Genomic DNA, 15,163 nt, shown 5'->3' on the forward strand with positions numbered 1-15,163 from the left:
AAATTCTATCATCCGATTCCCCGAGCGGTCAGAAGCGCCTCCCCAAGCAGCGCCTCGGCGGACCGGAGCGGCGGACATGGGGCCGCGAGCGGCCGCGCGTCAGCCCGCGTCCCACGGCCCTGTTGTCAAAAACCAACATGGAAAACCGAAGGAGCGCCGAAAACGTCATATCCAGCGCCAATGCGCCTCTCCAGGGAAGCCAAAGCCCCCCAAATGCCTTAAGATTGTTTCCAGCACGCAGGAAACCCAGTAGCTATTCCTTTGAACCAGCTCTTGGCGTTGCTATACTGGCCCCGTTTTCCTGATATGCGGCGGGGGTTCGCTGCGAGTCACTTATCCAGCTTCAAGCTCAACGAGGAGAAACATGAACAAACCCTCCAAATTCGCTCTGGCGCTCGCCTTCGCCGCCGTCACGGCCTCTGGTGTAGCTTCCGCGCAAACCGTGGACAACTGGCGCAACCCGTTCGGTGACGTTTGGAAGAACGGCACGAACGAACTGTGCTGGCGCGATGCATTCTGGACCCCGGCCACCGGTATCCCCGGTTGCGACGGCGTTCCGGTTGCACAACAGAAGGCGAAGCCGGCCCCGATGGCGGCCAAGGTCGTGTTCAACGCTGACACGTTCTTCGACTTCGACAAGTCGACGCTGAAGCCCGAAGGCCGTCAGCTGCTGGACCAAGTCGCCCAGCAAGCTCGCGGTATCGACCTCGAAACCATCATTGCTGTGGGCCACACCGACTCGATCGGTACGGAAGCCTACAACCAGAAGCTGTCCGAGCGCCGCGCCGCTTCGGTCAAGACCTACCTGGTCAGCAAGGGTATCGACCCGAACCGTATCTACACGGAAGGCAAGGGTGAGTTGAACCCGATCGCTTCCAACAAGACGAAGGAAGGCCGCGCCCAAAACCGTCGCGTTGAGATCGAAATCGTGGGTAGCCGCAAGTAATTGCTGGACTAGCTACAATAAGAGGGCCTCGCATAGCGAGGCCCTTTTTTTCGCCGGCCACGCACCAAAGCGGTGCAAGGCTGCGCCCTTCCCTCGCCTAGCGCGACGGACCCCCTCTATATATAGAGTCGCCTTACGCTGGACCTGCCCATGACCACGCAAACGCACGACACTGCCCGCCCCGCGATCAACGCCGACCAGGCCGAACTGGACAAGTTCGGCGCCCTGGCCAGCCGCTGGTGGGATCCCGAAAGCGAGTTCAAGCCCCTGCACGCGATCAATCCGCTGCGGCTGGAATGGATCCAGGAATGCGCGGGCAGCCTGGCGGGCAAAAAGGTCCTGGACGTGGGCTGCGGCGGCGGCATCCTGTCCGAAGCCATGGCGCACAGTGGCGCCGAGGTCACTGGCATCGATCTGGCCGACAAGTCCCTGAAGGTGGCACGCCTGCACGGCCTGGAATCCGGCGTGAAGGTGGAGTACCGCAAGGTTCCCGTGGAGGAACTTGCCGCGGAGCAACCCGGTCAGTATGACGTGGTGACCTGCATGGAAATGCTGGAACATGTGCCGGATCCGGCTTCGATCGTGCGCGCCTGCTCCACGCTGGTCAAACCGGGCGGCTGGGTGTTCTTTTCGACCTTGAACCGCAATCCCAAGTCCTTCCTGTTCGCCATCGTGGGCGCCGAGTACGTCTTGCGCCTGTTGCCGCGCGGCACGCACAGCTATGACCAGTTCATCAAGCCCAGCGAGCTGTCGGCGGCGGCGCGCGGCGCCAGGCTGGAACCGGTGAGCATGCGCGGCATGGAATACAACCCGATCACCCAGATCTACACCCTGTCGTCCGACACCTCGGTCAATTACCTGATGGCTACCCGCAAATGAGCGCCCTGATCCTGTTCGACTTCGACGGCACGCTGGCCGACACTGCCCCCGATCTGGCCGCCGCGGCCAACCGCCAGCGTACCCGCAAGGGTCTGGAACCCATGCCGTACGAGGCCCTGCGGCCCGTCGCGTCCCAGGGCGCGCGCGGCCTGCTGCGCGTGGCGCTGGACCTCAAGCCGGGCGACGCCGATTACGAGCCGACCCGCCTGCAGTTCCTGGAAGACTACGCCGCCGGCTCGACCGTCCACAGCAAACTATTTCCCGGCATCGAGACGCTGCTGGCTGACATCCGTGGCCGCGGGCTGTCCTGGGGCATCGTGACCAACAAGGTCACCTACCTGACCCTGCCTATCGTCGAGTACCTGGACCTGACGCGCGACAGCGCGGTCCTGGTCTGCGGCGACACCACGGCGCACGCCAAGCCGCACCCGCTGCCGCTGCAGCACGCCGCGCGCGAAGCAGGCTTTTCCGTCGACCGTTGCGTCTATGTCGGCGACGACCTGCGCGACATCCAGGCCGCGCACGCGGCAGGCATGCCGGCCGTGGCGGCCGCATACGGCTACGTCGGCGAAGACGACAACATCACGACCTGGGAAGCGGAAACCTGCGCCAATTCCCCCGCGGAACTCTGGTCCGCCATCCAGCCGCTGTTGCCCAGCGACCTGCGCTGATTCCGCTCGGCAGGGCCGCCGCCGCGCGGCCCGTTTCCGGCCTGATGATGGTTCGCGAAAATTAGTTGAATTTGCCGAACAATCTTTCCCAGACCAAGGCCTTTATCCTGAAACCAAAGTCACTTAAAGTGTGACTCATGCAAGGCATGCGGGTGCTTCCCGATTGCCTTTTCCGGCTCTTGCCGGAGGTTGCGGACACTGCCGCCCGCCACCATTGATCCCACGCACCGGCGTCCTTCGACCCCGATGCAGTTGCCCGGCATAGAAGCCGGCGCACCCCTGACCTTTTTTAGACCGCCTACAACGCCGCCCGCGCGCCGCCCTCCAGCGCCGCGCCAGAGGAATGCCTATGCTATTGCCCATCCTGTTACTTTCCGCCGCCGGTTTCACCATCCTGACGACAGAATTCCTGATCATCGGGCTGCTGCCCGGCCTGGCCCACGACCTGAACGTCACCGTTTCCCAGGCCGGCCTGCTGGTTTCGCTGTTCGCCTTCACGGTGGCGGCGACCGGCCCGCTGCTCACGGCGCTGATGGCCAACGTCGAGCGCAAGCGGCTGTTCATCGGCGTGCTGGTGCTGTTCGGCCTGTCCAACGCCCTGGCGGCCGCCGCGCCGAACATCTGGGTCATGGCCGTGGCGCGCCTCTTCCCTGCCCTGGCCCTGCCCGTGTTCTGGTCGCTGGCCAGCGCCACGGCGGTGGAACTGGTCGGCCCGGCGCGCGCCGGCCGGGCCATCTCCATGGTCGCCTTCGGCATCGTCGCGGCCACGGTGTTCGGCATCCCCATCGGCGTGCTGATCTCGGACGCTTTCGGCTGGCGCGCCGCCTTCGGCGTGCTCTCGGCGGTGGCGTTCGCCAAGGCGCTGCTATTGCTGTTCGCCTTCCCCAGCACCCGCATCCGCGCCGACAGCGTCAAACTCGTCACGCAGTTGCGTATCCTGCGCAATCCCATCGTGGTGGGCCACGTGTTGTTGTCGCTGCTGGTCTTCACCGGCATGTTCACTGCCTACACCTATCTGGCGGACATGCTGGAGCGGCTGGCCGGCTTCAACGGCCAGATCGTGGGCTGGACGATGATGGCATTTGGCGCCGTCGGCCTGGTCGGCAATACCCTGGGCGGCCGTATGGTGGACCGCAGCCCGCTGGGCGCGACCGCGCTCTTTTCGGCGCTGATGGCGGCAGGACTGGCGGCGATCGCCCCCGTGATGCAGTCGCATGGTCTGCTGGCCGTGGCGCTGGGCGTCTGGGGCATCGCGCAAGCCGCGCTCTTCATCGTCTGCCACGTGCGCCTGATGAAATCCGCGCCGGAAGCGCCGGCTTTTGCCGCCTCCCTGAACATCTCGGGCGCCAACACCGGGATCGGCCTGGGCGCCGTGGTCGGCGGACATGTCATCGACAACTACGGACTGGCCTCGCTGGGCTGGGCCGCGGCCGTCATCGTCGCCATTTCCGTGATCCTGGCCTTGGCGCTGATGGCAGCCTCGCGCCCGCGCCACGAGCCCAAGGCGGTCTGCGCCAACGCGGCCTGAACGGCCGCCTGTATCGTCCGCGCCACGCCGGGGCAAGGCTGCGCGGGCGGGACAGCAGGCTATGGCATTTACCAGTACAATAGATGTTCTTGGGGCCGATCCGGATTCGACGTGGGTCGCGAAACAACTCAGGGCATGCCGAGCACCAGTACGCTCGTTAAACCACTGGAAACACTACAAACGCCAACGACGAGCGTTTCGCTCTCGCCGCTTAAGCGGTGAGCCGCTGCACTGATCTGTCCTTGGGTCAGGCGGAGGAAGGCAACTTCCTAGGGGGGTAACCCTCGAACCGCAGCAGCGACATTCACAAGGAATCGGTTTGAACTGGGGTCACACGGTTCAAATTTAAATTACGTGAATCGCTTTGGTCCGGCCTGTCGGTTGGCTAAGTCCAAGGTTAAAACTAAATAAATCGACTACGCATGTAGAACTGATTGCAGAGGGCTTGCGGACGGGGGTTCAATTCCCCCCGGCTCCACCAAATACCGCAGACGCAAGACTAAAACCGGTTGTGGAGTTAAGCATAAGTTGGCATTAATGCCTTCTTATGCTTAATTTCACGAATTGCCAAATTTTGGTTTGTCGAAAAAATATGGCAATAATAGAAGGTTTGACCGCAAAAAAGGCGCTCCGAAATGGAGCGCCTTTTTTTATTGCGGGTAGCTGGACGGGCTATGCCCTTGATGCTCAGGGCACAGATGTGTTGCTGGCAATACGCGACAGCTTGTTATAAAGATTCGGCGTTCCAGTAAGCACCCTCTTGTCGACCAGGCTGCTTACCAGTCTTAGCGTAATGCCCTGGCCGCTCTGACGAATGGATTCACAGACCTGCTCAAGAACCCGGTGGTGCTCGGCCCGCTTTTGCTCGGCTCGCTCATGGCGATGTTTTACATAGCGCGCACCTAACTGTCGCGTTTCTTGTTTTGCATTGAGATATAAAGCCCGCTTGTTAATAGTCAGCTTTCGCGCAATCTCCGCGACGCTCTTGGGGCTTTTCTGGTTATCAATCTCCTTGCGCAAGTATGCTCGAACGTCTCCCCAAGCATGTAAGCGTCGCGTTTTTCCGGAATTGTTGTATGACGTATTCCGTGAATCATTGTCAGCCTCCACAACGGCGATTGACGTCCAGCCTTCCAAAGAGCCTTGAACCAAATCCAATAGCCGAACACCGCATTGCATCGACACTTGCATTAACGCATCTAGGGTAAGTGGCGCACGGCTGTGCTTCCAATGATGGACCGTGGATTTCCGAACTCCGATGCGTTTTGCGAAATGAGCACCTACTCCACTGTCCAATCGTTCGCCCAACGTTTCAATGGCTTTGTGAAGCGCCTCCAAATCAACAGAAATATCTGCTCTCGAACTTGCCGCGAGCAGATTTTCAATTTCATTGGTTCTTTCTATGTCACCTTCGTGAGCGACAGCAGCACATGGCGAATCACTGACACCAAGAAATGCTCCACAAGCGGTGCACCAACCGGGGACGACGTAACTGGCTGAGTGTCGGACATTGTTCTTCTTGCAGTGAGAGCAATGCTCTATGAGTTTTGTTTGATGTTTCCCGCATATCTTGTTTGGCCCCACGTCCCACGCCAAACGGAAATACGGTGCCCGTCCTTGCGCTAAATCCTCTTGCAGGCAATGCGGACACCACCGCTCCTGACTCGAAGCCATCCCTCTGGATGCAATAACGGATTGAAGTGGGGCAAGCGTCAAGCGGTGCAGGAAAGGTACGGTGGTCAGTGTCGACAAAGTTTGCGCCCATAACTGGGCGCTACTCCCCAAGCCTGAGATAGAACGTTCGTACCACAAGAACCGGCTCTTTCCCTCAACTCCCAGACATGTAGCCCAGCGGTCCGGGGCTATGCGGTCAATCACAAACTGTGCCAAATCCAGACTGGAACACGAATGGCTGTTCGCCAGTCGACAAAAATAACTGCTCAGGCTTTCGACCTGAGCAGTTCCCATCCTCATCGGTGCCAGCGCGTGCAAGACGGAGCGCGGCGTAAAATCAGAACTCATTTTTCACTCTTTGGTTTACCGGGCCGGAAAATATTCGATTCAAAGCGCGCCTCGCCATGGCGAATCTCTTCCAAAATGGCAGCATATTGGCCTTCGGTCAGCAGGCACCGCTCCAACAGCTCTTGCGACACTTCGCCTTGCGCATGGGCGCGCGAGGCAAAGCCTCGAAGTACGTCCATTAGGGTTCCGATGCAGCCCAAGGTATTGGTTTGCAGGACACGAGAGTTCTCGACCAACAATCCACCGAAATAATCGTTGGCGCGACTCTCTACTGTTTGGATAAATTTATTGAAAGCCAAGCAGTCGTCTGACGAGTCAATTCGGTATCGAGAGAAGTGAATTTCCTTGATGCGGCGTGCCAACTGTGCCGATAGACGGCTAACCCCGAGGATGTCGTATGAGCCAAACAAGATGATTTGGCAGCCGGCGCAGTTGGAAAGGCTCTTCAGGGCATCCGTTTGGCGCTTCATTCGCGCCTCAGACACATTGGTGAAATGCCCGCCCTCATCAATCATCAGGACTTTTACGCCTCTGGCACGAAGCGCCAGCTCCACCTTTTTTCGTAGCCCCGCTGCCGTGTTTTTGCTATTTCCCAGAGGATGGACGACACGGTTGCTTATTGGGTCTACGGCATAGGCCACCGCAGGCGGAGTGCCTTCCGGGCCCTCGAGTTGCTCCAAAATATCGGAGTAAAACAGCTTCCAATTGAAATCCATCTCGGATGTCGCACGAGCTTCAATCAACACCACGGGCATCAGCCCTGCGTTTTCTTGCATTGCATGCGCATAGCGCTTCAGGATTCTGGTTTGCAGCGTTTTGGCCAGGGTCGTCTTACCGACGCCGGTGGGGCCCGTCACCATCAGAATATGGTTTGCCCCTAAGCTTTCGAAGGCTTCGATTTCATCAATGACTTCGCTGATACGAGGATGCGAAATCCGGCGCTGCAGTAGGTCCAAAACCGGACTAGCTGATGTTTCGTTGACATTTCTCATCAGTCCAAGTCCCCGTACATGGTTGCGTCATCGGCCTTAGGATTTGTAGGGGTCTTGGCTTTGTTTGGGACCTTGCGTAATGCGCGCTCAGGATGCGAGTCCCATCCACCAGACTGCCGTAGCGCAACGGCTTTCAGCGACTCCAGACCAAACACCTTGGGGCGTCCCTCCTGCTGCCGACTGCCAAGCAGTCCCAGCCGCTCATGCAAGAACTCGGTTTCACCGATTTCCTGAGCTTGGCGCAGGGCTTGCGAATCCGGTTTCATGGTCGCAATGAACTCCAGGAAGGGACCGACCGCGATGTCGTCTTTTCGGAACCGGGCCGAACGCGAGTGTGTCGCCAGGTATTCGGCGCTGATGGCCTCGAGCTGCTTGACGTTCATGCGTGGCAGATGCATCAGCTGCATGCAATGGGCTTCGACCCATTCCCGGTTTGGCAACTGCACGAACACGTGGGAGATGTCATAAGGGTCGTAGCGCACAGGACATTTCCTCTTGGCCAGTGCGTAGGTATCGAACTGCGGCGACTGGTAGTAGAAGTTATGGACCTTCACGCCGCGCTGACGGTCAATGGTGCGCTCCGCCCCACGGTCCACGCACGGGCTCGTCGCAACAATGAAGTCTTGATTGAACAGAATTGCCCGGTGTGCACGCTCGCCGGTTTCTCGCACCGAACGCTGAAACGCCTGACGGGGCGACGCATCCAACGTCGGGTGTGTCGCCTGGTCATAGAATTCAAACGCCCAGTGCGCGATGACGGTGTACAGGTTCTCCAGATTCCAGTTCGACAGGCGCTTGGGAAGATGGGAGCCTGAAAGCATGCGAACCTGCTTGGTCAGCTCCGTATTGCCGTCCAGGTTGTGAATCAACTGCGTATTGAGCGTACCGAATATGCGTTCCATGACAGAGCCGACGCGCGGCTGGCCTGCAGGACGCAGACGGATGTGCACTCCCATGCTGGTCAGGAAGTGCTTGACGTCGGCTGCGACCAAGTCTTTGCCGTTGTCGCTGACAACCATCTGCGGCAGACGATTCCAGCGCTTTACAAATGCACGCAGGACCATCAACACGGAGCCCCGGTCAGGCTGGTGAAATCCGAGATGCACAGCCATGATGCGACGCGAGAACGCGTCAATCATCAGAGTCAGCCAAGGGCGGCCTAGGTCCAGGCCTGTGCGTCGGCACTTTAGCTCGATGTCGAGCAAGGTGTGGTCGATATGCACGCTCTCGAACGGCCGCACGCCATGGCGCGGCGTATCGTAGGCCAGTGAGTAGTAAAAGTTCTTCCCTTGATAGGTCATCCGCTTACCGAATCGGGTTCGGCGAGACCTGTCGTCGTCATGCTGGTGCAGGTGCTTCAAGAACGTCGGGTAGCTGGGGCACGAGAGGTTTTCTTCTCGGCAATACGCGCGAAGCTGCTTGAAGGCCGCTGCACCGTTGGGCGCGCGCGTGGTGGCGTACACCGTCTTGCGGATATGCTCCATAGCCGAAAGCTGGTCCTCAGACAGGCGAGGCGAGCGGTTGCCCTTCTCGTGATGGCGCGGGGCCAAGGTCAAAATCTCATGGCCGCCGTTGACACCTGCCAATGCCTGTTGAGCCTTTAGCCGGTAATAGGTTCGTTTCGAGAATGGCGTGCTCTTGGCATCAAAAGGCATGGCCAGAAATCGAGCTGCGGACTGCGCCTTCTCAAGCGACGCGGCCTTATAGTGAGCAAGGGGATGGACATCAATGTCGCGCGGCTCATCAGCACTATTGGCCGTAAGCGAACCTCGCTCGAAAGTGGCCAGCAACCAATCTTTGTCCACCGTCATGCTTCGGCCCTCATCGATGACCCGAAGCACGACCTCGCGCTCACCCAACAGCGACACCTCCAGCACTTGCCCTTCGTAGCGAAATTGCGCCCCCGGATGTAGGCTCAGCGAAAACTCCAGTTCGTGCGCTGGACGGGAGAGTGCCACTGAAAAGGCCTGCTGAAAGCGCATCAATGCCTCATCCCGGTAGAGCATGAAATCGTGTGGCTGGCTCAGTAAGGATGTGTCCAGGTTGCAGGCCACATGACCTTCGACAATGGCCGTATTGATGTCGTCAGCCAGAAACAGAAACGGGGCGTCCAGCAAGTCTCCGACGCTGAGCGCGGCATGCTCGGCCAGAGCCAGCTTGAGCTGGGCGATGACCGCCGCAGAGGCCGCGGGTGCGCCAACATGCAGATAGTCTTCGAGAATTTCCCAGTTCTTGGTGCGATTCTTCGGAATCTCGGCGCCGCTGTGGACCTCATAGGCGATGCCCATCTCGGCAAGCGACTGCTCGATTTGATGGCTGCGCCACCGCTCGCCTTCCTTCTGGTAGCGCCAGGGAAATTTGCGCGCCAGATGCAGCAGCTTTTCTTCGGTCTTCCACTCCTGCAGCAAGATATGCCCGCGTGTGATGACCAAGAAATCGGGCGTGTGCTCAATGGTGTGGACCTCTCCGGTTTCGGGGTCCACAAGCTCCAGCTTGAGCGTGCAAGGCTGGGGGTAATACTCGAGCACCTGCGGCTCCACCTCGTGATTCAGCGCGGCGGCATACTCTACCGTGCGGCTTTCCGTGGCAATTTCCCGCCCCATCTTGCGGCTGGCAAGCAACGTAATGACGTTGCTGCCACGCGATTGAACCTCACGAACCGGGGCATGTTGCCTGCAGTCCGCAGCGAGCCGCCGCCCCCTGTCGGGTAGCCCAAGCTCGTCCAATAGTTGCTCGAATGCAGGCGTAGTCAACATGTCCTGCCTCCATGACGAAATTATGAGAGCGGGCGTATAGGTGCCGGACATCAAAAACGAGCATGAAATCCTTCTTTTATGGGATTAATCCCTTTATTATAGGATTTCGAGGGCCGTGCGAGGTAGCCTCGGGTGCAATCCGCAGAGGTCAGGTGATGAGAGAGAGCAAGCAGGCAGTCTCGCCAGGGCTGCGAGCCTATGAACAGAGGGTGAGCCAAGAACTGCGCGTTCTGATGGCGCAAAAAAACCTGGCGCAGAAGGCCGTCGCCCGGGCTCTGGAGAGACTGGGCATCAACGAAACGGCGAAGGGACTGTCCGCCAAGCTGGCCGCGGGGACGTTTTCGGCGGCCTACTACCTGGCGGTCAAGGACGTAATTAAGTCCTTGTAGACAAAGGGAAAAGCGCAACATGGCAAGCTCCCGGCATATGTCATACCCTCTCATAAATAGGGGACATGCCGACGGGCTTTGCGGGAAAGCATCGGTACGCTTATAGCGCTTTGCCGTATCAGTCCACTGCTGCTACTGACGTTCCGATGCTACCCCCACATATGCGGCTGACACAAATCATCCGCACAAGAAACTGAAACATGCAGGCTTCATGTTGTATTTGCCATGGTTCCGGCCGCTGAAAGCGACAACCGTTTGATACCGCTACCCAGCGGCGCTTTCTGCGCGAACTGGTCTTCAACCGAGAGATGAAGACATGTCCCGGGCGACAGGGGGCCTTCTATCGCTTAGATTGCGGCTGCGCGCGTTCCCGCGCGCTCAGGGCTTCCCTCAACTCCTGATTCTCACGCTCGAGTTCCGCAGCCGACCGTAGCAGCCGACTGATGGAGTTCCAATACATCGCGCCCAAATCGCCGTCCTCCAGAGCCAACCGATGCAGCTTTTCCAGCGCAATGGATATGTCTGTCGTTTCCATACCAACCTCTAGAGTGTCGCGAGTTTTGCTCGAACTTTTTCCTGCGCATCCGTCGCGCTAAGGCCGAGCCCGCCGTCCGTCCGCACGAGTCGGTCCCGGTCAGGTGCGGGCCAACCATCGTCGTCATCATCAATGGCGAACCAGGACAGCGGCTGACGCCGCTGCACATCCTCGACAATCTGTACACCGCGCGCCTTTACCGCGAAAGCGTCCTTGTGCATGTGGCGTCGATGAAACGTCGCACCAATCACTCGCGCCTGAAGCGCCGGGCTCAAGCGCGCCCTCGCGAACTCAAAGCTGCGCACCCGGACCCAGCTCGTCGATAAGACGATGGCAATATCGGGATACGGCTGCAGGAGTTGGTCGAGTATTGGCATCCATTCGAAGAGCTCCCGGCCAGGCGTCTTGATGTAGATGCCTCGCTTGGCGCTGCAGAAAACGTCCTCAGAATGCAGCACTCCGTCGAAGTCGAGATAAAGCACCTTATCGGCGCGCTTTACGGTTCCCATGACGACTATTTTGTCGTCGCATCGAAGCCCGTGCAACGGTTTCACTTAAAAGACGATTTCCGCAACCTTGGTGGCAAAGAAGGGCATTGCTGGATTGCCGAAAATTTTGCGGTGCCGCGCCCAGTCGACAGTTTTTCTGATTGCGACACATCATGAAACGCAAGCGAACGACTTACTGATGGGCAACGCATAGCCCAAGCAAGTGGCAGCCCTCCCCGCCGGGAAGTTTCGGCACATGAAGCGCCCAGGGAGCATCTTGAACTCCCCCAGTCGCCGAACACAGAAACACCACGGCAACCGCCCGCCCATGGGCATAGAGGGTGGCACACCGCAATAACGCGGGCCGACACTACCACCCTCCCTGGCTGCGCAACGTACGCAATGGCTCATGCGGCAGCAATAGAACAGCATCACAGTACCAACGCCGCTCGTCGAGGACGAGATACCCAACACGAAGGTCGAGAAGCCCGGCGGCCGCATATCAGGTCTGTATATTCTTTTCTTTATATTTTTGCGCTAGCCGAATCTCCAGAAATCCCTTGGAAACTTGGCCTTTCTGGCGTTGAGCGCAGCCACAAGTCCCCCCTTGGGTAGCGACAAGTCCCCCAGGATGTAGCCACAAGCCCCCAGCCCACCATCCCTGGCCTCGCTACGCCGCATGTAAAACACCGCTTCGTTCCTATACTCGGTCCGGCCTGCCGCAAGCGTCAGGTGCCTCTTAGGATTCGATTGAATGAGCCGGAACTCCGTCTCTTACCCTCTGCCACTGCCATACGGGCTGGGCGGCAACACCCTGACGGCAAGGGCATTGGTCAGAAGTGCCGTCTTCAGCGCCCAGACCTTTCGCGGACCGAGCACGCGGCCTTGCTACCAACGCCCCACACGCTTGGCGTCAGCCGATGAGTTTGAAATCTGGCAATTGTCGGGTTGGCAGCTCGACCAGGCAGACGCTGAGCTGTGGTATCAAATCGTGCGTGTGGCGGTGCTACAGGGCCAGAGCGTCGTGACCTCACACGCCACCGTCGATGTTTCCCATACCCAGTTGATGTCTGCGGCGTCACGAAACAAGGGCGGCAAGACACGTACGCTCTTGTCGAGCTCGCTGCAAAGACTGATGGCTGCGACGTTCGAGATACGGTGCCGTCGCCAGACCGTCCTTTTTCAGCCGTTGGTGGCCATCACCGCAGCCGCCACCCAATCTGGGCGACTGAAGGTCACTTTGGGGACGGGATTGCCAGAGCTCGTTCAAGGGCACCAATTCGTGGTTCTCAGGCGTGCGGAGCGGGGCCCACTTCTTCGGGAGCCCATTGCCTGCGGGCTGCACGCTTATTTCGCCAGCCATGTCACGCCGTACCCTATCAAGTCGCAGACCTTGAAACTTCTGCTGGGCCGCCAGTGCATGCAAGACAGCAAATGGCGGCAGGCGCTCACCGCAGCACTGGTTCGTCTGCGAGAGGTAACGGGATGGCCTGTCTGCAATTTCGGCACCGACGGCAAGGTGACGGTGGTGCGTACTCAGGGAAAAGCCCCGAACGCTGCGTTCCCTGGGATGCCGATTCTGGAACGCATGGCCACCGCAAGCCTGGACGACGCCCGCATGGAGCTCGAGCGTATTCGCACGGCCATCGACATCTGAGACCAACCAGCCCTGAGGCGCATTGCATATACTGGCGTGAACCCATGCCAGCGAGAGTGTCATGCGCAAATCGTCCCCTGTGTCCAAAAGGCGTCAGTTGTCCCTTCAGGAGGCCATCGAGGTCGCGAAGACTGCACCTTCAATGTTTACGCCCGAGCAGTGGGTGCTCATGGGGACAATCCACGAGTCGGCATATGCGGGGCTGCCGCCGGCAACCTCTGAGCATACGCAGCCTTCTGCGCCGTCGCGACAAAGTTGATATTTTCGTAATCGCACGACATTGGCCGCGCGCGGAGAGGGTTCCTTCAGGCCACCCTGCACGTCGACGATAACGATGAACGATTCGCCAAAGCGCCACGCCCTCGTGGCGGGCTTTACCGCCTCATGCACAGAGCCGAAAGGTGGCACCGGTGTTCGACCTGAACGCGACGGGTCAAGCGACCCATTGCCCCCCCCAACCTTTCAGCCAGCATCAGTACCAGCTCACCGGCAGCATCCGCCATCTCAGGTGGATATTTGTACTCGCGCGGGAAACCCTTGACCATGAGTCGCATGGCTAGCCCTTAGCATTTCGTCGGTCAGCTCACGTACGACAGCTTCATTGTCATCTTGGACGTCGTAGAAGCGGAATCTTCTCACATCACACCACCTTAGCGGTTTCACATGGTAACATTGCAGAGCGCTAGCGTTTTGCTAGCACTCTGCTGGGGAATTTGATGGCCATTGGCAAATCTGAAGTTGTCAGCGTTCGAGTAGAACCACATCTAAAAGCCGCGCTGCAATCGGCAGCTGAGCGCGAGATGCGCAGTTTGGCCAACATGGTTGAAGTCATGGTGGTCGCGTACTGTCGTATGCATGGCTATCCCCTAGAAGGGGTTCCCGACGACGCGCTTCCGAACACTATGCAGCTAGGGTCAAATCGTGATTGAGGACCGTGAATCCCTTCTTTCGAAACTAGGATTCCGTTTTGGCATAAATGGACCGCATGCTGCCCGGACCATGATGCTAGAAGACCTGCGCGTGTTGCTATCTCATACGTCATCGCAAGCAACTCGCACAGACTACGCCTCAGCGATAATCGACGGCAACATTCTTGGGAAAGCCACTCGCAAAGCCCGTGAACTCGCATTGAGGCATTTGGCTGTACTTTATGGTTTGGATACGACCAACCCTATTTTCCGCGCTCTCCGACGACTCTGGCAGTCAAATGAAGCCGCACAACCTCTTCTCGCATTTTCAGTTGCTTTGGCCCGCGACCCACTACTTCGTGGAACTCAGTCATTTATCTTGGAAAAGCCACTGGGGTCAGTAGTTCCTCGAGAGGCCCTGGAAAATCTCATTCTCCGCGATTACCCTGACCGTTTTAGTCCTGCCTCGTTAAAATCATTCGCTCAAAATATCGCAGGCTCTTGGACGGCTGTTGGACTATTGCGTGGTCACAGACGGAAGGTAAGAAGCGCACCATCGCTTGAACCAGAGTCGATAGCGATGCTGCTGTTCTTGAGTCACCTCGAAGGCCGTACTGGCCAACGCCTCTTCTCTTCCGGCTGGATGTCCATACTTGGCGTTCCACAGGACGAATTGGAAGCTCTAACGAACTCAGCTTCACACCGCGGCGCACTTGTATTTATGAATGCGGGTGGCGTAAAGGAAGTACGCTTCCCCGGCTACCTTACATCAGAAGAAGAAAATATTCGCCAGGAGGTCTCCCGTGTCGTCTAAAGTCGCCAAACTGGTTTCCGCATATCGACAGCACCTTACGGTGCCGTGGCAATCCGGGCTGGCTGCGATTCAACGCGTTATCTTCGCTGTTTATGACAAGGCGGATGAATTACGTTTGCGTGCCAATGTTGCCGAGTTCGAGCTTGCTACACAAGAAGCAGACAAGGAATGGTTGCTCCTGGATATCACGAATGCCTTTCCGGAATGGATGGCGTCGCAGGAATACCGCGAGGCCTACTTCGAATCGCCTGACGATTTGGCTGGTTACCAATCTGGCGAGCTCACTGAATTTGCGGCTCACATCATTGCGGAGCTCAAAGCCCGCATTGAAATGGAAGCTGGGCCCAACACCGTAATTGCGCTGTTAGGCGTAGGTACACTCTTCGGCCTAGCGCGCGTTTCTCTGTTGGTCGAAGGCATCAAAGAAGCGGTTCAAGGCAGACTGCTGGTTTTTTTTCCGGGCGAATACCATCCCGATACTCATACCTATCGATTGCTAGATGCTCGCGACGGCTGGAATTATCTGGCAGTACCACTCATTGCTCAAGCCTGAATAACGACATAAGCACAAGCTAAGG

At 58.4% G+C, this 15,163-nt stretch carries 13 protein-coding genes and 1 other RNA gene; 9 read left to right on the forward strand and 5 right to left on the reverse strand.

Annotation, left to right across the window (positions count from 1 at the left end; genetic code table 11):
- Positions 1-364: 364 nt before the first annotated feature.
- The 5 genes from ompA to ssrA all read left to right on the forward strand — a co-directional run bounded on the left by ompA (position 365) and on the right by ssrA (position 4,505).
- Complete coding sequence (ompA, locus tag AC6LKD_RS09205; protein WP_013392385.1) at positions 365-946, forward strand: outer membrane protein OmpA; 582 nt, start codon at positions 365-367, stop codon at positions 944-946.
- A gap of 150 nt (positions 947-1,096) precedes the next feature.
- Entirely contained in the window at positions 1,097-1,825 is a 729-nt protein-coding gene (gene ubiG / locus AC6LKD_RS09210; protein WP_013392384.1) for a bifunctional 2-polyprenyl-6-hydroxyphenol methylase/3-demethylubiquinol 3-O-methyltransferase UbiG, read from the forward strand.
- The gene (locus AC6LKD_RS09215) at positions 1,822-2,496 is read left to right on the forward strand and encodes an HAD-IA family hydrolase (RefSeq protein WP_498115968.1); all 675 of its coding nucleotides are present in this window, start codon (positions 1,822-1,824) and stop codon (positions 2,494-2,496) included. The genes ubiG and AC6LKD_RS09215 overlap by 4 nt, the downstream gene beginning before the upstream one ends.
- Positions 2,497-2,845: 349 nt before the next feature.
- Positions 2,846-4,024, forward strand: coding sequence for an MFS transporter (locus AC6LKD_RS09220; RefSeq protein WP_498115969.1), 1,179 nt, complete (start codon positions 2,846-2,848; stop codon positions 4,022-4,024).
- Positions 4,025-4,115: 91 nt separating this feature from the next.
- Positions 4,116-4,505: a transfer-messenger RNA gene (gene ssrA / locus AC6LKD_RS09225) on the forward strand.
- A gap of 206 nt (positions 4,506-4,711) precedes the next feature.
- On the opposite strand, the gene AC6LKD_RS09230 is transcribed toward ssrA, so the two are convergent.
- The 3 genes from AC6LKD_RS09230 to AC6LKD_RS09240 are packed head-to-tail and all read right to left on the reverse strand — an operon-like array spanning position 4,712 to position 9,794.
- Positions 4,712-6,046, reverse strand: a complete 1,335-nt coding sequence (locus tag AC6LKD_RS09230) for a TniQ family protein (RefSeq protein WP_498115970.1) — start codon at positions 6,044-6,046, stop codon at positions 4,712-4,714.
- Positions 6,043-7,038, reverse strand: coding sequence for a TniB family NTP-binding protein (locus AC6LKD_RS09235; RefSeq protein ID WP_498115971.1), 996 nt, complete (start codon positions 7,036-7,038; stop codon positions 6,043-6,045). The genes AC6LKD_RS09230 and AC6LKD_RS09235 overlap by 4 nt, the downstream gene beginning before the upstream one ends.
- On the reverse strand, positions 7,038-9,794 hold the full coding sequence (locus AC6LKD_RS09240; protein ID WP_498115972.1) for a TnsB C-terminal domain-containing protein: 2,757 nt from the start codon (positions 9,792-9,794) through the stop codon (positions 7,038-7,040). Before AC6LKD_RS09240 ends, AC6LKD_RS09235 begins: the two co-directional genes overlap by 1 nt.
- Before the next feature lie 209 nt (positions 9,795-10,003).
- On the opposite strand from AC6LKD_RS09240, the gene AC6LKD_RS09245 reads away from it, so the two are divergent.
- Positions 10,004-10,183, forward strand: coding sequence for a DUF6471 domain-containing protein (locus AC6LKD_RS09245; RefSeq protein WP_498115973.1), 180 nt, complete (start codon positions 10,004-10,006; stop codon positions 10,181-10,183).
- Positions 10,184-10,523: 340 nt separating this feature from the next.
- On the opposite strand, the gene AC6LKD_RS09250 is transcribed toward AC6LKD_RS09245, so the two are convergent.
- Together AC6LKD_RS09250 and AC6LKD_RS09255 are read right to left on the reverse strand one after the other, a co-directional pair.
- Complete coding sequence (locus AC6LKD_RS09250; RefSeq protein WP_498115974.1) at positions 10,524-10,718, reverse strand: hypothetical protein; 195 nt, start codon at positions 10,716-10,718, stop codon at positions 10,524-10,526.
- A gap of 8 nt (positions 10,719-10,726) precedes the next feature.
- Positions 10,727-11,272 (reverse strand): HAD domain-containing protein, encoded by a 546-nt coding sequence (locus tag AC6LKD_RS09255; RefSeq protein WP_498115975.1) that lies wholly within the window; start codon positions 11,270-11,272, stop codon positions 10,727-10,729.
- Positions 11,273-11,960: 688 nt separating this feature from the next.
- Here AC6LKD_RS09255 and trfA point away from each other — a divergent pair.
- The 3 genes from trfA (at position 11,961) to AC6LKD_RS09270 (ending at position 15,138) form a co-directional block, all read left to right on the forward strand.
- The gene (gene trfA, locus AC6LKD_RS09260) at positions 11,961-12,863 is read left to right on the forward strand and encodes a plasmid replication initiator TrfA (RefSeq protein ID WP_498115976.1); all 903 of its coding nucleotides are present in this window, start codon (positions 11,961-11,963) and stop codon (positions 12,861-12,863) included.
- A gap of 999 nt (positions 12,864-13,862) precedes the next feature.
- Positions 13,863-14,585 (forward strand): hypothetical protein, encoded by a 723-nt coding sequence (locus AC6LKD_RS09265; protein ID WP_498115977.1) that lies wholly within the window; start codon positions 13,863-13,865, stop codon positions 14,583-14,585.
- Positions 14,575-15,138 (forward strand): BREX protein BrxB domain-containing protein, encoded by a 564-nt coding sequence (locus AC6LKD_RS09270; RefSeq protein ID WP_498115978.1) that lies wholly within the window; start codon positions 14,575-14,577, stop codon positions 15,136-15,138. Before AC6LKD_RS09265 ends, AC6LKD_RS09270 begins: the two co-directional genes overlap by 11 nt.
- Positions 15,139-15,163 lie beyond the last annotated feature (25 nt).

Source organism: Achromobacter sp. D7-1 (genome assembly GCF_059760445.1).